Annotated in this window: 18 protein-coding genes and 1 tRNA gene; 16 read left to right on the top strand and 3 right to left on the bottom strand. The window is 70.7% G+C overall.

From position 1 onward, the window contains the following. Position 1 precedes the first annotated feature (1 nt). Positions 2-373, bottom strand: a complete 372-nt coding sequence (gene uraH, locus HNR00_RS22270; RefSeq protein WP_183573198.1) for a hydroxyisourate hydrolase — start codon at positions 371-373, stop codon at positions 2-4. 245 nt (positions 374-618) lie between these two features. Here uraH and puuE point away from each other — a divergent pair, with 245 nt between their 5' ends. After that, positions 619-2,031 carry an allantoinase PuuE gene (gene puuE, locus HNR00_RS22265; RefSeq protein WP_183573228.1) on the top strand — a complete coding sequence of 471 codons (1,413 nt, stop codon included), beginning with the start codon at positions 619-621 and terminating at the stop codon, positions 2,029-2,031. A 274-nt stretch (positions 2,032-2,305) separates the two neighbouring features. Beyond that, the gene (locus HNR00_RS22260) at positions 2,306-3,004 is read left to right on the top strand and encodes a glutathione S-transferase family protein (RefSeq protein ID WP_210306627.1); all 699 of its coding nucleotides are present in this window, start codon (positions 2,306-2,308) and stop codon (positions 3,002-3,004) included. 154 nt (positions 3,005-3,158) lie between these two features. Here HNR00_RS22260 and HNR00_RS22255 read toward each other — a convergent pair whose 3' ends face one another. Next, positions 3,159-4,091, bottom strand: a complete 933-nt coding sequence (locus HNR00_RS22255; protein WP_183573196.1) for a LysR family transcriptional regulator — start codon at positions 4,089-4,091, stop codon at positions 3,159-3,161. A gap of 174 nt (positions 4,092-4,265) precedes the next feature. Between HNR00_RS22255 and HNR00_RS22250 the strand changes: the two genes are divergently transcribed. The 5 genes from HNR00_RS22250 to HNR00_RS22230 all read left to right on the top strand — a co-directional run bounded on the left by HNR00_RS22250 (position 4,266) and on the right by HNR00_RS22230 (position 8,621). Continuing rightward, entirely contained in the window at positions 4,266-5,528 is a 1,263-nt protein-coding gene (locus HNR00_RS22250; RefSeq protein WP_183573194.1) for a urate hydroxylase PuuD, read from the top strand. After that, positions 5,525-6,886 (top strand): 8-oxoguanine deaminase, encoded by a 1,362-nt coding sequence (locus HNR00_RS22245; RefSeq protein WP_183573191.1) that lies wholly within the window; start codon positions 5,525-5,527, stop codon positions 6,884-6,886. Before HNR00_RS22250 ends, HNR00_RS22245 begins: the two co-directional genes overlap by 4 nt. Before the next feature lie 195 nt (positions 6,887-7,081). Then, on the top strand, positions 7,082-7,921 hold the full coding sequence (locus tag HNR00_RS22240; protein ID WP_183573189.1) for a bifunctional allantoicase/(S)-ureidoglycine aminohydrolase: 840 nt from the start codon (positions 7,082-7,084) through the stop codon (positions 7,919-7,921). Continuing rightward, complete coding sequence (locus tag HNR00_RS22235; RefSeq protein ID WP_183573187.1) at positions 7,918-8,424, top strand: ureidoglycolate lyase; 507 nt, start codon at positions 7,918-7,920, stop codon at positions 8,422-8,424. Before HNR00_RS22240 ends, HNR00_RS22235 begins: the two co-directional genes overlap by 4 nt. 121 nt (positions 8,425-8,545) lie before the next feature. Beyond that, positions 8,546-8,621, top strand: a tRNA-Thr gene (locus tag HNR00_RS22230). A gap of 298 nt (positions 8,622-8,919) precedes the next feature. On the opposite strand, the gene HNR00_RS22225 is transcribed toward HNR00_RS22230, so the two are convergent. Next, a complete protein-coding gene (locus HNR00_RS22225; protein ID WP_183573185.1) occupies positions 8,920-9,642 on the bottom strand; it encodes a recombinase family protein in 723 nt (240 codons plus the stop codon). Positions 9,643-9,786: 144 nt separating this feature from the next. Between HNR00_RS22225 and HNR00_RS22220 the strand changes: the two genes are divergently transcribed. The 9 genes from HNR00_RS22220 to HNR00_RS22180 all read left to right on the top strand — a co-directional run bounded on the left by HNR00_RS22220 (position 9,787) and on the right by HNR00_RS22180 (position 19,715). Next, entirely contained in the window at positions 9,787-10,812 is a 1,026-nt protein-coding gene (locus HNR00_RS22220) for a substrate-binding domain-containing protein (RefSeq protein WP_183573183.1), read from the top strand. Between the two features lie 190 nt (positions 10,813-11,002). Next, positions 11,003-13,948: a monovalent cation/H+ antiporter subunit A gene (locus tag HNR00_RS22215; protein ID WP_246390975.1), complete on the top strand. Its 2,946-nt coding sequence runs from the start codon at positions 11,003-11,005 to the stop codon at positions 13,946-13,948. Then, positions 13,948-14,316 (top strand): Na+/H+ antiporter subunit C, encoded by a 369-nt coding sequence (locus HNR00_RS22210; RefSeq protein WP_183573179.1) that lies wholly within the window; start codon positions 13,948-13,950, stop codon positions 14,314-14,316. Before HNR00_RS22215 ends, HNR00_RS22210 begins: the two co-directional genes overlap by 1 nt. Beyond that, on the top strand, positions 14,313-15,908 hold the full coding sequence (locus HNR00_RS22205; RefSeq protein WP_183573177.1) for a monovalent cation/H+ antiporter subunit D: 1,596 nt from the start codon (positions 14,313-14,315) through the stop codon (positions 15,906-15,908). Before HNR00_RS22210 ends, HNR00_RS22205 begins: the two co-directional genes overlap by 4 nt. Then, the gene (locus tag HNR00_RS22200) at positions 15,905-16,393 is read left to right on the top strand and encodes a Na+/H+ antiporter subunit E (RefSeq protein WP_183573175.1); all 489 of its coding nucleotides are present in this window, start codon (positions 15,905-15,907) and stop codon (positions 16,391-16,393) included. The genes HNR00_RS22205 and HNR00_RS22200 overlap by 4 nt, the downstream gene beginning before the upstream one ends. Further along, positions 16,390-16,674, top strand: coding sequence for a K+/H+ antiporter subunit F (locus HNR00_RS22195; RefSeq protein ID WP_183573173.1), 285 nt, complete (start codon positions 16,390-16,392; stop codon positions 16,672-16,674). The genes HNR00_RS22200 and HNR00_RS22195 overlap by 4 nt, the downstream gene beginning before the upstream one ends. After that, positions 16,671-17,012, top strand: coding sequence for a monovalent cation/H(+) antiporter subunit G (gene mnhG / locus HNR00_RS22190; RefSeq protein ID WP_183573171.1), 342 nt, complete (start codon positions 16,671-16,673; stop codon positions 17,010-17,012). The genes HNR00_RS22195 and mnhG overlap by 4 nt, the downstream gene beginning before the upstream one ends. Positions 17,013-17,130: 118 nt before the next feature. Beyond that, entirely contained in the window at positions 17,131-17,391 is a 261-nt protein-coding gene (locus HNR00_RS22185) for a hypothetical protein (protein WP_183573169.1), read from the top strand. 221 nt (positions 17,392-17,612) lie between these two features. Beyond that, positions 17,613-19,715 carry a caspase family protein gene (locus HNR00_RS22180; protein WP_210306626.1) on the top strand — a complete coding sequence of 701 codons (2,103 nt, stop codon included), beginning with the start codon at positions 17,613-17,615 and terminating at the stop codon, positions 19,713-19,715. Positions 19,716-19,748: the final 33 nt, after the last annotated feature.

Raw genomic sequence — 19,748 nt, 5'->3', positions numbered from 1 at the left:
TTCAGCTTCCGCGATAGGTGCTGTAGCCGTAGGGGGAGATCAGGAGCGGCACGTGCAGATGGGCCGGCCCCTCTATTGCGATGCGGAAGCGCACCGGCACGAGGTCGAGGAAGGCGTCCCCACGATCGAAGTAATGGCCGACCTCGAAGGCGATCTCGTAGGTGCCGGCGGCCATCGCGTCGCCGGACAGCAGCGGCGCGTCGCAGCGCCCGTCGGCATTGGTCGCGACCGTCTTGAGACGGGTGCGGGTCTCGCCCTCGATGCGGGTGAGGTGCAGCGTCAGCCCCGCGGCCGGGCGGCCGGTCGCGGTGTCGAGCACGTGGGTCGTGAGCCGGCGGGGCGGGGTCTGCGTCTCGTGCGATGCGGCGCTCATCGGCCGGTTCCCCCAGTGGTGGCCGCCCGGCGGCGGCAAGCTCGGCAGGCATGCGAAATCGGCGAACCTGCCCTGCGACACTTGCAGATCGAGCCGCGCACACCATCCCGGCATTTCGGGAACAGCTTCGAAAAAGTCCGAACAATGCAGTCCGGCCTGCGGCGGTATCCTGCTTGCACGCATATTCAGCCCGCCCGCCGGCTGTCAGATCGGGGCCTCCCATGAACACGACCGAGCACAGCCAGCTGCACACCACCCGCGACATGATCGGCTACGGCCGCACCGTCCCGCAGGCGGACTGGCCCGGCGGCGCGCGGATCGCAGTGCAGATCGTGCTCAACTACGAGGAGGGCGGCGAGAACTGCCTCCTTCACGGAGATGCGGCCTCCGAGGCCTTCCTCTCCGAGATCGTCGGCGCGCAGCCCTGGCCGGGCATGCGTCACATGAACATGGAATCGCTCTACGAGTACGGCGCCCGGGCCGGCTTCTGGCGGCTGTGGCGGCTCTTCACCGAGCGCAAGGTGCCGATCACGGTCTTCGGCGTCGCCACCGCGCTGGCCCGCAACCCGGAGGCCGTGGCCGCCATGCGCGAGGCCGAGTGGGAGATCGCCAGCCACGGCTTCAAATGGATCGACCACCGCGACATGACGCGGGCCGAGGAAGCCGCGCAGATGGACGCGGCGATCCGCCTGCACGAGGCGGTCACCGGCTCGGCCCCGCTCGGCTGGTACACCGGCCGCTCCTCGGTCAACACGCTCGAACTCGGCCTGGAGCGGGGTTTTTCCTACCTCTCCGATTCTTATGCCGACGACCTGCCCTACTGGCTGCACGGCAAGGCCGGCACCGGGCTCGTGGTGCCCTACACGCTCGACGCCAACGACATGCGCTTCGCCACGCCCCAGGGCTTCAACACCGGCGAGCACTTCTTCACCTACCTGCGCGACACCTTCGACGCGCTCTACGCCGAGGGCGCCACCGCGCCGAAGATGATGTCGGTCGGCCTCCATTGCCGGCTCGTCGGCCGGCCGGGGCGCATCGCGGCGATTACCCGCTTCCTCGACCACGTCGCGGCTCATGACGGCGTGTGGCTGACCCGCCGCATCGACATCGCCCGCCACTGGGCCGAGCGGCACCCGGCGCCAGTTCTCAAGCCCAGCACGATGAGTGCGTCGCAATTCCTCACGCGCTTCGGCGACATCTTCGAGGACACGCCGGAGATCGCCCTCCAGGCTTGGGCCTCCGGCCTCACCGCCCGCGAGGACACCGCCGAGGGCCTGCACGCCGCCCTGGTCGCCGCGCTCCGCCACCAGCCGGCCGAGAATCAGCGCGCCCTGGTGCTCGCCCACCCCGAACTCGCCGGCCGCCTCGCTCAATCGGGGGGCCTCACGGACGCCTCCACTGCCGAACAGAGCAGCGCGGGCCTCGGCGCGCTGACGCCGGAGCAACTCGCCCAGTTCGAACGCCTGAACGCCGCCTACCGCGACCGCTTCGGCGTGCCCTTCGTCATGGCGATCAAGGGCCGCTCCCGCGAGGAGATTCTGGCGGCGTTCGAGGACCGGTTGCGGAACGATGCGGAGCAGGAATTGGCGGAGGCGCTGCGGCAGATCGAACGGATTGCTTGGCTGCGGTTGAAGGATCGGTTGCCGGCGGCGGGGTGATGTCCTGTTCGGCTGATCGCCTCGATTCCCCGTCGAGCCGTTCCCGAACACCCTGACGGCGGGCGGCACCCGTGGACAGCGCATTGCCCGCTCCCGCGATTGGGTAGCGGACGAGACGCGGCGCCCCGTCGCCCCGGGGGCTGCGCGCGACCCGCGTACAATCAGGGACAATCCATGGCTGTCGATGACGCAGACCGTACTGTCGCGCACTGGGTCTGCCCCTAATTCAGGGTCGGTCGCGGCAATGTCGTCACCGGACCCGAACTGAGGGATCATGGACAAGCTCATCCTCTACACCTCGCCGTCAGCCTTTCCGAACCCGCAGCGAGTGCGCCTGCTCGTGCACGAGAAGGGTATCGCGCAGCACGTCGAGGAGCGCCTGCTCGACATGGCATCGGTCGGCGAACAGCGCGGCTGGAGGCACCTCAAGCGCAATCCCTGGGGTGAGACCCCGACCCTCGAGCTGCCCGATGGCGGCTATCTCGCCGAGAGCGTCGCGATCGCCCGCTATCTCGATCTGAGTTTTCCGGGTCGCAGGATTCTCGGTGAAGGCGCGCTGGAGCAGGCGCAGGACGTCATGTGGAACGACCGGATCTGGGTGCAGATCCTGTATCGTCTCACGACGCTGTTTCACGTGTCCCACCAGGGTCTCGGACCGAAGTTGGAACTGACCAGCAACCCGCAATGGGGCGAGCATTGCCGAAAGGAGGCGCTCTCCCATGCGGGCCTCGTCGAACGGCATCTGTCGGACGGGCGAGACTGGCTCCTCGGCGGTGAACATCCGACCTTCGCCGACATTACGCTGTGCACGGCGATCGCGTTCTCCAAGTTCGGTCCGGTGGCGACCCCGCTGGACGAGCGCTACGAGCAGCTCGACCGGTTCTGGCAACGCTGGAAGGCGCGCCCGAGCTTCCGCCTCGCTTACGCGGACGGCGGCGGCCTGGAGGAACTGCAGGGCCTTCAGACCGCCTGATCGGCTCATAGCCCGGCGGAGTGTCCACGCCCTGCGCCGGGCTGCCACCCTCGCTCTCGCCCGGGTGCCATCTGGGGTGCGGGGCTCGCATTCTGCAGCGCGCCATCTCGGGTAAGTTGGGTGGCCCCCAGACAACGCCCCGCGACGCCAAACTTCACCGCACCGCCCGCTTGCCCACCAACTCCAACTGCCCCCCAACATACCCCCGCAAAGCTTCCGTCGTCATCTCCACAAAAGTCTTCGCCCGGTTCGGCAGCATCTTCCGCGACGGGTACACTACCCCGAGCGTCACCGAAGTCGGCGGCGTCTCGGGCAGCACCGGCACCAGCCGCCCGTCGGCGAGGTAGGGCGCCACCTCGTAGACGGGTTTCAGCACGATGCCCTGGCCCTGGAGCGCCCATTCGGTCAGCACGTCGCTGTCGTCGGCGTCGATGCGGCCGGCGACCGGGATCGTCACCGCCTCGTCGCCGTCGAGCAGGGTCCAGCGGAACTGCTCCGAGCCGGGGAAGCGCAGGAGCAGGCAGGAATGGTCCAAAAGGTCGGCCGGGGTCTCGGGCGCGGGGTGCGCGTCGAGATAGGCCGGTGACGCGCACAGCATCCGCTCGACGTCGGCGACCTTGCGCAGCGTGAAGGTCGAATCGCGCATCTGCGACAGGCGCACCGCCACGTCCACCGCCTCCTGCACGAGGTCGAGCAGATGGTCGGACAGGCGTAGGTGCACGTCGGCTTCGGCGTGACGCTCGCGGAAGGCCGGGATCAGCGGGGCCACCACGCGCCGCCCGAGGCTCAAGGGGGCGGTGACCTTCAGCGTGCCGCGCGGGGCGGCGCCTTGCGTCTCGACGCTTTTTTCCGCCCGCTCGACCGAGGCGGCGACATCGAGGCAGCGGTCGTAGAAGACGCGACCGGCCTCCGTCAGGTTCATCCGCCGGGTCGTGCGCGTCAGCAGCAGGCAGCCGAGATGTTCCTCCAGCGTCTGGATGCGGTAGCTGATCACGGACGGCGACAGCCGCAACGAGCGCCCGGCCGCCGAAAAGCTGCCCGTATCGGCCGCGCGCATGAAGATGCGGATGGATTCCAGCGACAGCATCGCGAGGCCCCGGAGGCTCGAACGGCGACAGGCCGTGGCAGGACAATCGCATGGGCGAACGATCCTGGCCTCGTGTCAGCTTACGAAAAATTCGAAAACTGACAAGGAATTCGGCGGGCATACAAGCGGTCCGGCATCGCTAGGATCGGGGGAAAGATTTCGGAGGGATCGGCCGTGAAGAGCTTCGTCTGGGAGTGGGGCAGCCTGCTGCTGCGCTGGCTGCACATCGTGGCGGCGATGGCCTGGATCGGCTCGTCGTTCTTCTTCATGCATCTCGACGCCTCGCTGAAGCGCACGCCCGACATCCCGGCGGGCGAAGGTGCCGCCGCGTGGCAGGTGCATGGCGGCGGCTTCTACGAGATGCGCAAGTATTTCGTCGCGCCCGAGCATCTCTCGCCCGATCTCACGTGGCACAAGTGGCAGGCCTACACGACGTGGCTCTCGGGCTTCGTGCTGCTCGCGTGGATCTACTACGCGCAATCCAAGCTCTACCTGATCGATCCGGCGGTGATGGACCTCTCCGCCCCGGCCGCGACCGCGGTGGGCGTCGGCGCCCTGGCGCTGGGCTGGCTGGTCTACGACCGCATCTGCCGTTCCCCGATCGGCCAGAGCGAATCCGGGCTCGCGGCGGTCGGCCTCCTCGTCATCACGGCGGCCGCCTTCGGCTTCAGCCAAGTGTTCAGCGGGCGCGGCGCGCTGATCCACACCGGCGCCCTGATGGCGACGTGGATGGCCGGCAACGTCTTCCTCGTCATCATCCCGAACCAGCGCAAGGTCGTCGCCGCGCTGATGAAGGGCGAGCGGCCGAACCCTGGTCTCGGCAAGCAGGCCAAGCAGCGCTCGGCGCAGAACAACTACCTGACCCTGCCGGTCGTGCTGCTGATGATCTCCAACCACTACCCGATGCTGTTTTCCTCGAACGCGACGATCCCGCTGATCGTCGCCCTCATCACGGCCTCGGGCGCGGTGATCCGCTTCTTCTACAACGTGCGCCACGCCGATCATGCCCGCTCGCCCTGGTGGGCCTGGGCCGCGGCGACCGCGGGGCTGGGCGCCGCCTTCGCCGTGGCGCTCGCCGGCAGCGCCGGGGGCCGCTCGATCCTCGGCCTGCCGCCGCAGGCGGAGGCGCCCGCCAACGTGATGCTGGCCTCGGCCGACCACGCGATGCCCGTCGCCAAAGCCAGCCCGCCCGACCACGTGGTCGAACTGGTGGCCGGGCGCTGCGCCATGTGCCACGCCGCCGAGCCGGCCTGGGAGGGGATCGGCGTCGCGCCGAAGGGAGTTTTGCTCGACTCAGGCCCGGCGATCGGCCGTCAGGCGGAGGCGATCCGCCGCCACGCGGTGCTGACCCACAACATGCCGCCCAACAACATCACCGAGATGACCGCGGACGAGCGGAAGGTTCTCGCCGACTGGCTGAAGGAGAGCGCCCGATGAGCTCGCTGCTTCTGAAGAACGCCGACGTCCTCGTCACGATGGACGAGGGGCGCCGGGAAATCCGCGGCGGCGGGGTCTATATCGAGGGCAACCGCATCGTCGCGGTCGGCGCCATGGACACGCTGCCGGAGACGGCGGACGAGGTGATCGACATGTCCGGGCACGTGGTGATGCCGGGCCTCGTCAACACCCACCACCACATGTACCAGACCCTGACCCGCGCGGTGCCCGGCGCCCAGGACGCCGAGCTGTTCGGCTGGTTGAAGGCACTCTACCCGATCTGGGCGCGGCTGACGCCGGAGATGATCCGTGTCTCGACCCAGACCGCGATGGCCGAACTGATCCTGTCCGGCTGCACCACGTCGAGCGACCATCTCTACATCTACCCCAACGGCTGCCGGCTGGACGATTCGATCGAGGCGGCCGAGGGCATCGGCATGCGCTTCCACGCGGCGCGCGGTTCCATGAGCGTCGGCGAGAGCAAGGGCGGCCTGCCCCCCGATGCGGTGGTCGAGGACGAGGGCGCGATCCTCACCGAGACCCGCCGCCTGATCGAGCGCTGGCACGATGCGACGCGCTTCTCCATGCGCCGCATCGTGGTGGCGCCGTGCTCGCCCTTCTCGGTCAGCCGCGACCTGATGCGCGAATCGGCCGTGCTCGCCCGCGCCTACGGCGTCGGCCTGCACACGCATCTGGCCGAGACCGCCGACGACGTCGCCTACAGCCGCGAAAAGTTCGGGATGACCCCGGCCGAATACGCGGCCGAACTCGGCTGGACCGGGCACGACGTCTGGCACGCCCACTGCGTCAAGCTCGACGAGCCCGGTATCAAGCTGTTCGGGCGTACGCGCACCGGCGTCGCCCACTGCCCCTGCTCGAACATGCGGCTGGCCTCGGGCATCGCCCCGGTCGGGCGGATGCGCTGCGAGGGCGTCAGCGTCGGCCTCGGCGTCGATGGCTCGGCCTCCAACGACGGCTCGCACATGCTCGGCGAGGCGCGCCAGGCCATGCTGCTGGCCCGCGTCGGCTTCGGCCCCGCCGCCATGACCGGCCGCGAGGCTCTGGAAATCGCCACCCGCGGCGGCGCGCAGGTGCTCGACCGCGACGACATCGGCGCTCTCATGCCCGGCATGGCGGCCGACGTGGTCGCCTTCGACATGCGGGGACTGGAGACCGCGGGCGCCCTGCACGATCCGGTCGCGGCTTTGGTCTTCTGCGCGCCGCAGCGCGTCGCCTGGAGCGTCATCAACGGCCGTGTCGTCGTGCGCGAGGGCCGGCTCACCACCGTCGACACCCGCACGCTCGCCGCCCGCCACAACGCGCTCGCCGCCGACCTCGTGCGCGATGAGGCGCGCTGAGCGCAGGTGAGTCCCCTCCCCCTTGCGGGGAGGGGTTCGGGGTGGGGGTGGTTCAGGATGGATCGCCGAGCTTCATCCGGCACCACCCCCACCCCCACCTCCTCCCTCCTCCCCACAAGGGGGAGGAGAACGCCTCATCCTACACACCGTGCGATGCGTGAACGCGATAGCCTTGGAAATCCCGGAGCCCTTCCGATGACCGCCTCCCCCTACAACCCGCCCTGCGGCGGCCTCCCGCCCCAGACCGCGCTGATGACCGGCCGCGCCGTGTTTACCGAGGCCTACGCGGTGATCCCCAAGGGCGTGATGAGCGACATCGTCACCAGCGTGCTGCCGTTCTGGGACGGCACGCGGGCCTGGATGCTGTCGCGTCCGCTCTCGGGCTTCTCCGAGACTTTTTCGCAGTATCTCATGGAAGTAGCCCCCGGCGGCGGCAGCGAGCGGCCGGAGCCCGAGGCCCAGGCCGAGGGCGTGCTGTTCGTGGTCGGCGGGGCTTTGCGCCTCGTCCTCGACGGCACGGCACACGCGCTGCAACCCGGCAGCTACGTCTACCTGCCGCCGGGCGCCGTCTGGAGCCTGCGCAACGACGGCGCGGAGCCCGCCCGCTTCCACTGGGTCCGCAAGGCCTACGAGCGCGTGCCGGGCATCGAGGTGCCGCCCGCCTTCGTCGCCGACGAGCGCACCATCACCCCCGTGGCGATGCCGGGCACCGACGGCGCCTGGGCCACCACCCGCTTCGTCGCGCCCGACGACGTGCGCCACGACATGCACGTCAACATCGTCACCTTCCAGCCGGGCGGCTCGATTCCGTTCGAGGAGACGCACGTGATGGAGCACGGCCTGTTCGTGCTGGAGGGCAAGGCGGTGTACCGGCTCAACCGCGACTGGGTCGAGGTCGAGGCGGGCGACTATATGTGGCTGCGCGCCTTCTGCCCGCAGGCCTGTTACGCTGCCGGCCCCGGCCCGTTCCGCTACCTGCTCTACAAGGACGTGAACCGCCACCCCGCGCTCACGCCGTTCCGGTCGGCCCGATGAGCGCGCGCACGATTCGCATCGCGCCGCTGACGGCGGAGGCTTTCGCCCCGTTCGGCACGGTGATCGACAAGGAAGCGGTCGCGCCCCGGCCGATGAACGCCGGCAAGGCGCGCCGCTACCACGACCTCGCCGAGGTGCAGGTGTCGGGCGAGGGAAGCCGCGTGGTGATCGGCCATGTCGAGGCCGAGCCGTACCCGCTGCCCCTCCGCTTGAGCCTCGTCGAGCGCCATCTGCTCGGCGCCCAGGCCTTCGTGCCGCTGAGCCCGGCCCCGTTCCTCGTCGTGGTCTGCCCCGACGAGGACGGCCGCCCCGGCCGGCCACTCGCCTTCCTCACCGCGCCGGGCCAGGGCGTCTGCTACGGACTTGGCGTCTGGCACGGCGTGCTGACGCCGGTCGGCGCCCCCCAGGACTTTCTCGTGATCGACCGCGGCGGTCCCGGCCCGAACCTCGAAGAGCACGTCTTCGAAGAGCCCTGGACCGTCGTCGCGGCGGAGGCCGCTTGAGGCCGGCCGCGCCCATCCTAGGCGCCGTCGACCGACGCCCAAGGCTTGCCAAGACCGCCCCATCCGTCTAAGACCCGCCCACGATCGCGGACCGCCCGCCAGGGCCCGTCCGGACGGGAATGCCGCAATAGCTCAGCTGGTAGAGCACCTCATTCGTAATGAGGGGGTCGGGGGTTCGAATCCCTCTTGCGGCACCACTACACTCGTCTTCATCTGATGACCTGAAGACGCCCTCCGGTAAACAGAGAGCAAGCGTCGGCGCTACGGCCGGACGCTCATGGCTCTCTCCTCGTCGCCGGTGCCGGCCTAGAGGCCCCGTGCGTGAGAGGCCTGTCGTCACGCCGTTCGCGAGGGCGGTGCGGAGACTTGAGGCCCAGCCGGTCCGTCGGCAGATCGGGCGGCGGGGCTGCTCGTCGACCCGGTGAGGATCCGCGCCGCCTCCATTCGAACGAATGTCGAATGCCGCTCGCGCCCGGCTCGCCTCCGCAGGCGGTCTCAGCTCGCGGATGCGAGGCGCTTCTCGATGCGGGTGACCTGCATCGGATACCAGCGGTTCCCTCGCGCGGAGGGGATGCCGAGGGCGTTGAGGGCGTTGGCGACCTGCTCCAGGGTCTCGGCGCCCGCGGCGCGGATCGCCGTGAGGATCGGTGCCACCTCCTCCGCCCGCTCCCGGCTGCGCGACGTGCTGCGGCCGCGGCTCTCCGACAAGGGGCGGGCCCCCGCCGCGTCGGGGACGGTCTCGCCGCCGCTCTCGGCCGCGGCCCGGCCGCGCCGCTCGGCCGTGAAGCGCGCGTAGAACGCGCGGCGGCGCGCCATGGATTCGGGCGTGCGGACGACGCCGAGCCGATCCTCGGCCTCGGCCACCGCGGCCATGATGCCGAGCGTCAGCTCGCTGGCTTCCGGCCGGTCGGCTGCGGCGAAGCGCAGGTCCAGGCGGCGCAGGGTCCGGCTCAGCTCGCGCAGGAAGATCGGGTCCTCGCCCAGCGCGCCGAGGTCTGCCATCAGCAGCGTCGCACCGTGGCGGCGGCACAGGGCGAGCGCCTCGCTCAGGTCCGGCGACCCCGCGTCGGACCCGCGGCCGACGACCTCCGCGACGAGGTGCCCGCGTCGGCCGAGGTGCCGCGCGACCGCCGCCCGTTGCGACGCGAGGCTCTCGCCGGACGGTCCCCGTGCAGATCCGGCGGGACGGAGGTAGGAAACGAACAGGTCCGTGGTCATCCGGGGCCGGTCGATGGTGCGTCCCTCGGGCGGTCTCGGCGAAGCGCACCGTCTCGGCCTGGGCCGCTGCGACGGTAACCTCGCGCCGCCACGGCCCTTGACGCGGGAGATCCTGTTGTGAATGACGTTGCGGACGCCATCAATATGAATCGTGCGTCCGATGATCCAGGTATCGCGGTGACGCTCGGGCTCGGCGGCACGGTTCGGATCGGCGCGAGCGAACTCGCCGTCGCCGACCTGATGGTGGTGTTCGACGCGATTCGCAGGACAGGATCGGTGCAGGGCTTCGCCGACGCCCTCGGCCTGTCCTACCGTGCCGCCTGGGCGCGGCTTCAGACCTACGAGGCGGCGCTCGGCCGCCCCCTGGTGCGCAAGACCCGCGGCCACGGCACGGCGCTGACGGAGTTCGGCACCGCGCTCGCCGAGACCTTCTCCGCGGCCGCGGCCGGGCTCGAATCCGGGTTCGTGCGCGAGACCCGCGCCGCCGAGCAGCGGCTGCGCCGGCTTCTCACGGGCCGGGCCGGCGCGCCGAAGCTGGCGGCGAGCCACGATCCGCTGGTGGTCGAGGTTCTGGGCGAGCGGGGCGACGTCGCGCTGTCCGTGATGGGCAGTCGCGCGGCGGTGGAGCGCCTCCTCGAGGGAAGCGCCGATGCGGCGGGCTTCCATTGCGGTGCGCAGGCGCCGGCCGAGGCCGGTGCGCCGTTCTCCTCCGTCGATGCGGGGGCGGGCCTCGTCGTGCACCCGCTGTTCGAGCGGGAGCAGGGCCTGCTGCTCGCGCCGGGCAACCCGCGACGTATCCGCGGCGTGGCCGACCTCGCGGGCGAGGGCGTGCGCTACGTCAACCGCCAGCGGGGATCGGGCACGCGCGACTGGTTCGACCGGATGCTGGCCCAGGCGGGATTGGGGCCCGAGGCGATCCAGGGCTACGCGGTCGAGGAGTTCACCCATCAGGCCGTCGCGGCGGTGATCGCCTGCGGCGCCGCGGATGCCGGCCTCGGCGTGCGGGCGGCGGCCGAGCGCCTCGGCCTCGACTTCGTTCCGGTCGGATGGGAGACCTATTACTTCGCCGCCAGCCCCTCCCTCGCCGCGCCCGAGCTCGACGGCCTGATCGCGGCGATCCGGGAGCGTGCCGGCCGCACGGCGGGTTACCGCGTCGCCGCGACGGGCTGAGCGCCTTCCGAGGACGCGGAAGCCGGATCGTCGAGAGAATGCGCGGCGCGGCTCTCGAGAATCCGCCCTGTCGGTTCCGGTGCAGGGATGCGGTTCGCGTCGCGCTTCGTTCTGCTAGAAGCGCCCCCACGCCCCCTGGATGAACGGCACCGCCCGGACAAGCGGCGCCCGTGCCCGCGAGCCTCGTTCCTTGCCCTCAGCCTCGACGCCTCAGCTGCTCGTCGCGCTCGCCGCGATCCTGCCCTTCCTCGGCAGCCTCGTCGCGGTCTGCCTGCCGGGCTCGGCCCGCAACGCCGCCGCGGCGCTGGCGGGCGGCGTGATGCTGGTGAGCCTCGGCTGCATCGCCGGCCTCTACCCGCTGATCGGGGACACGCCGATCAGCGTCGCGGTGGACTGGCTGCCGACGCTCGGCGTCCGGTTCGTCCTGCGGCTCGATCGCCTGGCCTGGCTGTTCGCGATGCTGGTGCTCGGCATCGGCGCGCTGGTGGTGCTCTACGCGCGCTACTACATGGCCGCCGCCGATCCGGTGCCGCGGCTGTTCTGCTACTTCCTCGCCTTCGTCGGCGCGATGCTCGGCATCGTGCTGTCCGGCAACCTCATCCAGCTCGTGGTGTTCTGGGAGCTGACCTCGGTCGTCTCGTTCCTGCTGATCGGCTACTGGTCGGACAACGCCTCCGCCCGCGACGGCGCCCGCATGGCGCTCACCGTCACCGCCGCGGGCGGCCTGTGCCTGCTCGTCGGCGTGATCCTGATCGGGAAGATCGTCGGCAGCTACGACCTCGACACGGTGCTGGCCTCGGGCGACGCGATCCGCGAGAGCCCGCTCTACCTGCCGGCGCTGATCCTCGTGCTGGCGGGCGCCCTCACCAAGTCGGCGCAGTTCCCGTTCCACATCTGGCTGCCGCGTGCCATGGCGGCGCCGACGCCGATCAGCGCCTACCTGCACTCGGCCACCATGGTGAAGGCCGGCATCTTCCTGATGATTCGGCTCTGGCCGGTGCTGGCCGGCACCGAGGCGTGGTACTGGATCGTCGGCGGCCTCGGCATGGCGACGATGCTGGTCGGCGCGTGGTCCGCGATCTTCCAGCACGACCTGAAGGGCCTGCTCGCCTACTCCACCATCAGCCATCTCGGGCTGATCACCCTGCTGCTCGGGCTCGATTCGCCGCTGGCGGTCGTCGCCGCGATCTTCCACGTGGTGAACCACGCGACCTTCAAGGCGTCGCTGTTCATGGCCGCGGGCATCATCGACCACGAGACCGGCACGCGCGACATGCGCCGCCTCAGCGGGTTGTGGCGGGCGATGCCCTACACCGCCACGCTCGCGATGGTGGCCGCCGCCGCCATGGCAGGCGTGCCGCTGCTGAACGGCTTCCTGTCGAAGGAGATGTTTCTCTCGGAGGCGGTCGATGCCACCGGCGACCATCCGCTCCACCTCGCGCTGCCGGTGCTGGCGACGGTGGCCTCGGCCTTCACCATGCTCTACTCGCTGCGCTTCATCCGCCAGACCTTCTTCGGGCCGCCCCCGCACGACCTGCCGCACGCCCCCCACGAGCCGGTGCGCTGGATGCGCATCCCGATCGAGGCGCTGGTGCTCACCTGCATCGCCATCGGCCTCGTGCCGAACCTCACCATCGGCCCGGTGCTGGCGGGCGCGGTGCGGGCGGTGCTCGGCGAGCGCACGCCCGACTACAGCCTCGCGATCTGGCACGGCTTCAACGCGCCGCTCGCCATGAGCGTCGCGGCGCTGATCGGCGGCGTGGCGCTGTATTTCATCTTCGGCAAGCGCATCAACACCAACCCCCGCGGCGGCCCGTGGCTGATGGACCGGCTCGACGGCGGCTGGCTGTTCGAGCGCGCGATGACCGGCCTCGTGCGCGGCGCCCGCTGGCTGGAGGGGCAACTCGGCACCGAGCGGCTCCAGCCGCAACTGCGCATCCTGTTCCTGACCGCGCTCACGGTGGCGCTCGCCGCCGGCGCCGCCCGCGGGCTCGACCTAACGGCGCCGGGCCGCCTGACCCAGTTCGATCCCGCCTTCGCCCTGATGTGGGGGGTGGGCGCGGCCTGCGCCATCGGCGCGGCGGAGCGGGCGAAGTACCACCGGCTCTCGGCGGCGATCTTCGTCGGCGGCGCCGGCCTCGTCAGCAGCCTCACCTTCCTCTGGCTCTCGGCCCCCGACCTCGCGGTGACGCAGATCCTCGTCGAGATCGTCACCACGGTGATGCTGCTCCTGGGCCTGCGCTGGCTCCCGAAGCGCGACGCGGCGATCCCGGTGCCGGCCTCGGAGGAGGCGCGGGGCAAGCGCCGCCGCCTGATCGACCTCTGCATCGCCGGCCTCGTCGGCTTTGGCCTCGCCGGGCTCGCCTACGCGGTTATGACGCGGCCCGCCGTCGACGGCATCAGCCGCTGGTTCGTCGAGGAGGCCTATCCGCAGGCGGGCGGGCGCAACGTCGTCAACGTGCTGCTGGTCGATTTCCGCGCCTTCGACACGCTCGGCGAGATCTGCGTGCTCGGCGTCGTCGGGCTGACCGTGTTCGCGCTGCTGCGCCGCTTCCGCCCCGCCCCCGACAGCCTGGAGCGCCCAGCGCAACAGGTCCGCCACGACGCCTACGACCACGCCCGCGAGGGCCGCGAGCCCGGCCACACCACCGCCGACGCGCTGCTGGTGCCCCGCGTGGTGACGACGTGGCTGTTCCCCTTCATCGTGCTGCTCGCGCTGCACCTGTTCCTGCGCGGCCACGACCTGCCGGGCGGGGGCTTTGCCGCCGGCATCGCCATGACCGTCGCCTTCATGCTGCAATACATGACCAACGGCGCGCAGTGGGTGGAGGAGCGGCTGCGCATCCAGCCGATCGCCTGGATCGGCGCCGGCATGCTGATCGCGGCGCTCGCGGGCGCCGGCTCCTGGCTGTTCGGGCGCCCCTACCTCACCGCCTTCTTCACCTATTGGAAGCCGCCGGTGCTCGGGAAGGTGCCGGTGGCGAGTGCGCTGGTGTTCGATCTCGGCATCATGGTCCTCGTCGTCGGCGCCAGCGCCCTGATGCTGGTGGCATTGGCCCACCAGTCGCTGCGCCGCACCCGAGCCACGGAAGCCGAGGCAGAAGCGAGAGCGGACGCCGAGAAGGAGCCCGCCTGATGGAGTTCGTCCTCTCGGCCGGGATCGGCATCTTCGCCGCCTCCGGGGTGTGGCTGATGCTGCGCCCGCGCACCTTCCAGGTCGTGCTCGGCCTCTCGCTCTTGAGCTACGCCGTCAACCTGTTCATCTTCGCCATGGGCCGCCTCACCGTCGGCGCGCCGCCCGTGCTCGGCGCCATCCCGGAACTCGTCTCGGTGGACGATCCGGTGCCGCAGGCGCTGGTGCTGACCGCCCTCGTCATCAGCTTCGCGCTGACCGCCCTGTTCCTCGTGGTGCTGCTCGCCGCCCGCGGCGTCACCGGCAGCGACCACGTCGACGGCCGCGAGCCCCATCGTGCCGAGCCGCATCCGGGGAACCCGCATCCATGACCGGTCCGATCGCCATCACCGAAGCGAGCGTGTGGTCGGACCACCTCGTGGTCCTGCCGATCGTCCTGCCGATCGCGGTCGCCGGCGCGATGTTCCTGATCGACGAGCGCCGCCGCGCGCTGAAGGCCGGCTTGAGCCTCGTGACGATGCTGGTCCTGCTCGTCATCGCCCTCGTCCTCGCCCGGCATGCGAGCCAGGAGGCGGAGGTCTATCGCCTCGGCAACTGGGCCGCGCCCTACGGGATCGTGCTGGTGGCCGACCGGCTCTCGGCGATGATGCTGGTGCTCGCCGCGATCCTCGGACTCTGCGCCCTCGTCTTCTCCTTCGCCCGCTGGGGCCGGGCGGGCCCGCGCTTCCACGGTCTGTTCCTGCTGCTGGTGATGGGCGTGAACGGCGCCTTCCTCACCGGCGACCTGTTCAACCTGTTCGTGTTCTTCGAGGTGATGCTGGCGGCCTCCTACGGCCTCGTCCTGCACGGATCGGGCGAGACGCGTATTCGCGCCGGGCTCGGCTACATCGCGGTCAACCTCGTCGCCTCGCTGTTCTTCCTCGTCGGCGTCAGCCTGATCTACGGCACCACCGGCACCCTCAACATGGCCGACCTCGCCCGGCGCCTCGCCGCGCCCTCGTTGAGCGAACTCGGCCTGTTCGAGGTCGGCTGCGCCGTGCTGGGGCTTGCCTTCCTGATCAAATGCAGCGCCTGGCCGCTCGGCTTCTGGCTGCCGACCACCTACGCGGCGGCCAGCGCCCCGGCGGCGGCCATCCTCGCCATCCTCAGCAAGGTCGGCGTCTACGTCGTGGTGCGCCTGAGCCTGCTCCTGTTCGGTGCGGGCCTGTCCGTCGGCTTCGGCCAGACGGTCCTCCTCGCCGCCGGACTCGCCACCATCGCCTTCGGCACGGTCGGCATCCTGGCCGCGCGCGACCTGACGCGGGCCGCGGGCTACGCCGTGATGATCTCGTCGGGCACGGTTCTGGCCGCGCTCGGAACCGGGAGCGAGCGCGCGCTCTCGGGCGCGCTCTACTACCTCGTCGGCTCGACGCTCGCGGCCGGCGCCCTGTTCCTGCTGGCCGAGATCCTCCAGCGCGGCCGCGATCCGGCGGAGGCCGGCAAACCGGTCTTCGACGACGAGTACCGCGACCCGTTCGACGATCCCGAGGCGACCGAGGTCGGGCGCGCGATCCCTTCCGCGGTGGCGATCCTCGGCGTCGGCTTCCTCGTCGCGACGCTGATGCTGGCGGGCGTCCCCCCGCTCGCCGGCTTCGTCGGCAAGCTCGCCATGTTCTCCGGCCTGACCGGCGGGGCGATGACCGCCTCGGCCTGGGCGCTGATCGCGGCGCTGACGCTGTCGAGCTTCGGCACCCTGACCCCGCTGGTGCGGCTCGGCATCTTCAGCCTGTGGGTGCCGAGCGACGACCCTGCGCCGGTCCTGCGCGCGCCGGAATTTCTGGCGATTGCCGGGTTGCTCCTCACCTGCATCGCGCTCGCCCTGTGGGGCGGCCCGGTGCTGGCCTATGCTGACGCCACGGTGGCGTGGCTCGCCGACCCGCAGGATTACGTCCGGGCGGTGCTGGGCGAAGGAGGAGCCCGGTGAGCCGCATCCTGCCCCACCCGCTGCTCTCGGCGGCGCTGACGCTGACGTGGCTGCTGCTCAACGCGCCGCCGACGCCCGGCAACGTCCTGCTGGCGCTCGCCGTCGGGCTCGCGGTGCCCGCCGTGATGCGGGCACTGGAACCCCGCCCCGTGCGGCTGCGTGCGCCCGCCACCATCGCCCGGCTGATCGGTATCGTCCTCTACGACATGGTCCGCTCCAACATCGACGTCGCCCGCATCATCCTCGGGCCGGGCGGGCCCGAGCGCCGCACCGGCTACGTCACCGTGCCGCTGGAGCTGCGCGCGCCCGCCGGTCTCACCGTGCTGGCGGTGATCCTCACGGCCACGCCCGGCACGCTCTGGGTGCAGTACGATTCCGACACCGGACACCTGCTCCTGCATGTCCTCGACTTCACCGAGGACGACGATTGGGCGGCTCGGATCAAGGACCGCTACGAGCGCCCCCTCCTGGAGATCTTCGCATGAACGCCGTGACCGTCCTCGACTGGGGCCTCGGCCTCGCCCAGGGCATGCTGGTCCTGGCGATGGCGCTCGCCGCGTGGCGGATGCTGCGCGGCCCCCGCGCCCAGGACCGGATTCTCGGCCTCGACACCTTCTACCTCAACGGCATGCTGGTCATCGTGGTCCACGGCATGCGTACCGGCAGCGGCCTCTATTTCGAGGCGGCTCTGATCATCGGCATGATCGGCTTCACCGCGACGGTCGCGCTCGCCAAGTTCCTGATGCAGGGCGAGGTGATCCAGTGAACGGCGCCGAACTCCCCGTCTGGGCCGCCTGCTTCGTCGTGCTCCTGACCGTGACCGGCGCGGGCTTCGCACTGACCGGCGCGCTCGGCCTGATCCGTTTGAAAACCTTCTACGAGCGCGTCCACGCACCGACGCTGGGCGCGACCCTCGGCGCGGCCCTGATCCTGTGCGGCTCGATGCTGCTGCTGTCGCTGCTCGAAGACCGCGTCGTCCTGCGCGACGCGCTGATCGGCCTGTTCTTCACCGTCACCACGCCGGTGACGCTGCTGCTCCTCGCCCGCACCGCCGCCCACCGCGACCGCTTCGAGGGAAAGCCGGACGCGCCGCCCGAGATCTGAGATCGAACCGCCGCCCAAAAGATTTTTCGGAATTTTTGCGTCGCCTCCCGCGAGAACGGCTCTGTCGCGTCCATGCCCCTGTCGAGGGCGGAAGTCGCCCGATCAGGGAGACGCGACGATGACCAAGACCACGATCCTCGCGATTGCCGCCGCCGGCCTGCTCGGCGCCGCGCAACCCGCCTCCGCCCAAGACGCCGCTCCTCCGCGCGGCAACCAGGAGTTCATCGGCGTCGATCTCGACAATGGCGGCGTCTACTACAACGGCCGCAACTCCGGGCGGTATTGCCTCTACCGCACCGTGGAGGTGTTCAACCGGTACACCGGCACTATCGAGGCGCGCCGCGTGCGCCGCTGCGGCACCGGCCTCTACCTGCCGTAAGGGGGGACGCGATGCTGATCACCGCCCTCTCGCCGCTGCATCTGGCCGCCCTCAGCCTCGTCCTCGCGCTGTTCGCGGGGGGATGAGGCTCTGAGGCCGACCGCTCCGGGCGGCATTGTTTCTCAGGTTCCGCGCGGCTAACCCTGTCCCGCGCCCGGATTCGGGCGTGCCCCTTTGTCGAGGACGATCGATCCGGCCAGCGAGCCGGCAGGAGGACGCCCTTGAAGGCATCTGTGCCGAGACAAGCCCCGGTGTCCGCCGCCCGGCGGATCGCCCTTATCGCAGCCGCCTTTCTCGGAGCGGCCTGCGGCTTAAGTCCTCCCGCCCGCGCCGCCCCGGACCCGGCCCCCTTCGCCGACAACGCCGATTCCGTCGCGGTGGTGATCGGCAACCGCAGCTACAAGCAGACGGTGCCGGTCGATTTCGCCCACAACGACGCGGAGGCGATCCGCTCCTACCTGATCGGGCGGCTCGGCTACCGCGAGGGCAACGTCTTCGTCCTCAAGGACGCGACGCTCAACGAGTTCAACCAAGCCTTCGGCACCGAGCGAAACCCGCAGGCCGGGCGCCTCTGGCGCAGCGTGCGCGAGGGCCGCTCCAACGTCTTCGTCTACTTCTCCGGCCACGGCGTGCCGGACCTGACGACCCGGCAGCCCTTCCTGCTTCCGCAAGACGGCAACCCGAACCAGGGCGAGAGCGGCTACAGCCTGGAGACGCTCTACCGCAACCTCGACCTCGTGAAGCGCAAGATCGGGCCCGAGCGCCAACTCGTCGTCATGGTCGATGCCTGCTTCACCGGCGAGACCGGGCGCAAGGGCGAGAGCCTGCTCGCGGTCTCGGCACCGGGCTTCGCGCCGGCCAAGCCCAAGGCCGAGAGCGGCATCGTCCGGCTCGTCGCCACCTCCGGCGCCACGCCCGCCAACTGGGACGAGACCAACCGCCTCGGCCTCCTCACCAGCCGCTTCCTGATGGGCGTCTCGGGGCAGGCCGACGCCAAGGAGGCGCAGGGCGACGGCGACGGGCTCGTGCAGTGGGCCGAGCTGAAGCGCTACCTTCGCTCCGAAGTCGCCGAGGGCGCCCGGCGGGCATCGGGCCGCGAGCAGGTGCCGGAGGTCGACGACGCGCCGATCGTCCTGAAGGCCTCGCTCCCGGTCGAGGCGGTGGCGGGCGGCGTCGCGGCGCTCCGCGACGAGGCGGCGTGGCAGCGCGCGCAAGCGCTCGGCACCCGCGAGGCGTTCGAAGCCTATGTCGGTTCGTGCGGCGAGACCTGCACCTACCGGTCCCAAGCCATGGACCGGCTGCTCTCGGGCCGGCGCCGGGACGCGGCGGCGATCGACCAGGAGAACTGGGCGAAGTTCGGCGCGCAGCGGCAGTATCAGGCCTATCTCGATTCCTGCGGCGAGGTCTGCGCCTACCGCGGCATCGCCGAGGGCTATCTCGGCGGCTCCAATCCCGGCAGCGATCCGCGGGTGAAGCGCTGCGACGAACTCGCCGTCGGCACCGACGATCCGGATCGCCCGAAAAGTGTGCCGGGGGTGAAGCTCGGCCGCATCGAGGCCTCCGCCGCGATCGAGGCCTGCCGCGCGGCCGCCTCCGCCTACCCGAATCTGCGCCGCCTCGATTACCAGCTCGGCCGCGCCTACGACCGGGCCGAGCGGTCCAAGGAGGCGTTTGCCGCCTACGACCGGGCCGCCAAGGCCGGCAGTTCTGCCGCGATGAACAACCTCGCCACGCTCCACGAGTACGGCCAGGGCGTGAAGCGCTCGCAAGCGGAAGCCTACCGGCTCTACCGGCAGGCCGGCGAGGCCGGCAACGTGGTGGCGCTCGCCAACGCCGCCCGCATGCTCGAATACGGCAACGGCATCCCCAAGGACGACGCGCAGGCGGTGGCGCTCTACAAGCGCGCGGTCGCGGGCGGCGACGTCGCCTCGATTTCGAAGCTCGTGCCGCACTACGCCAGCGGCGCCTACGGCTTCCCGAAGGATCTGCGCCAGGGCTTCGACCTATTTCGGCAGGCCGCCGACAAGGGCGATCCCGTCGCCATGGCGACGATGGCGACGCTGATCGACAACGGCTTTTCCCGCTACTTTCCGGGCGTGCGCTCCGCCGACATGGTGCTGCGGGCGCTCAAGAAGGGCGAACTCGGCGCCGCCTCGGTCTCGGCCACCGACACGGCGCAGCAGAAACTCCGGCCCGAGACGATCCGCACGGTCCAGCGCGCCATCAAGGACGCGGACTACTATCCGGGCGCCCTCGACGGGCGCTTCAACCCGGTCTTCGTGCGCGCGCTCGACCAGTACGCGCGGGCGAACGAGGCGGAATGAGCCGGATATTGGCGACCCGCGCGCTCTACCCTC

The organism is Methylorubrum rhodinum (assembly GCF_014199935.1).
Taxonomy (GTDB): domain Bacteria; phylum Pseudomonadota; class Alphaproteobacteria; order Rhizobiales; family Beijerinckiaceae; genus Methylobacterium; species Methylobacterium rhodinum.
Note: the sequence above shows the minus strand (reverse complement) of the source record. Positions and strands in the feature narration are given on the sequence as shown.

What these genes read in the sequence shown, in the direction of transcription:
- uraH (WP_183573198.1), bottom strand. Translation starts at nt 373, where the DNA reads ATGAGCGCCGCATCGCACGAGACGCAGACCCCGCCCCGCCGGCTCACG.
- HNR00_RS22260 (WP_210306627.1), top strand. Translation starts at nt 2,306, where the DNA reads ATGGACAAGCTCATCCTCTACACCTCGCCGTCAGCCTTTCCGAACCCG.
- HNR00_RS22255 (WP_183573196.1), bottom strand. Translation starts at nt 4,091, where the DNA reads ATGCTGTCGCTGGAATCCATCCGCATCTTCATGCGCGCGGCCGATACG.
- HNR00_RS22245 (WP_183573191.1), top strand. Translation starts at nt 5,525, where the DNA reads ATGAGCTCGCTGCTTCTGAAGAACGCCGACGTCCTCGTCACGATGGAC.
- HNR00_RS22240 (WP_183573189.1), top strand. Translation starts at nt 7,082, where the DNA reads ATGACCGCCTCCCCCTACAACCCGCCCTGCGGCGGCCTCCCGCCCCAG.
- HNR00_RS22235 (WP_183573187.1), top strand. Translation starts at nt 7,918, where the DNA reads ATGAGCGCGCGCACGATTCGCATCGCGCCGCTGACGGCGGAGGCTTTC.
- HNR00_RS22225 (WP_183573185.1), bottom strand. Translation starts at nt 9,642, where the DNA reads ATGACCACGGACCTGTTCGTTTCCTACCTCCGTCCCGCCGGATCTGCA.
- HNR00_RS22220 (WP_183573183.1), top strand. Translation starts at nt 9,787, where the DNA reads ATGAATCGTGCGTCCGATGATCCAGGTATCGCGGTGACGCTCGGGCTC.
- HNR00_RS22210 (WP_183573179.1), top strand. Translation starts at nt 13,948, where the DNA reads ATGGAGTTCGTCCTCTCGGCCGGGATCGGCATCTTCGCCGCCTCCGGG.
- HNR00_RS22205 (WP_183573177.1), top strand. Translation starts at nt 14,313, where the DNA reads ATGACCGGTCCGATCGCCATCACCGAAGCGAGCGTGTGGTCGGACCAC.
- HNR00_RS22195 (WP_183573173.1), top strand. Translation starts at nt 16,390, where the DNA reads ATGAACGCCGTGACCGTCCTCGACTGGGGCCTCGGCCTCGCCCAGGGC.
- HNR00_RS22185 (WP_183573169.1), top strand. Translation starts at nt 17,131, where the DNA reads ATGACCAAGACCACGATCCTCGCGATTGCCGCCGCCGGCCTGCTCGGC.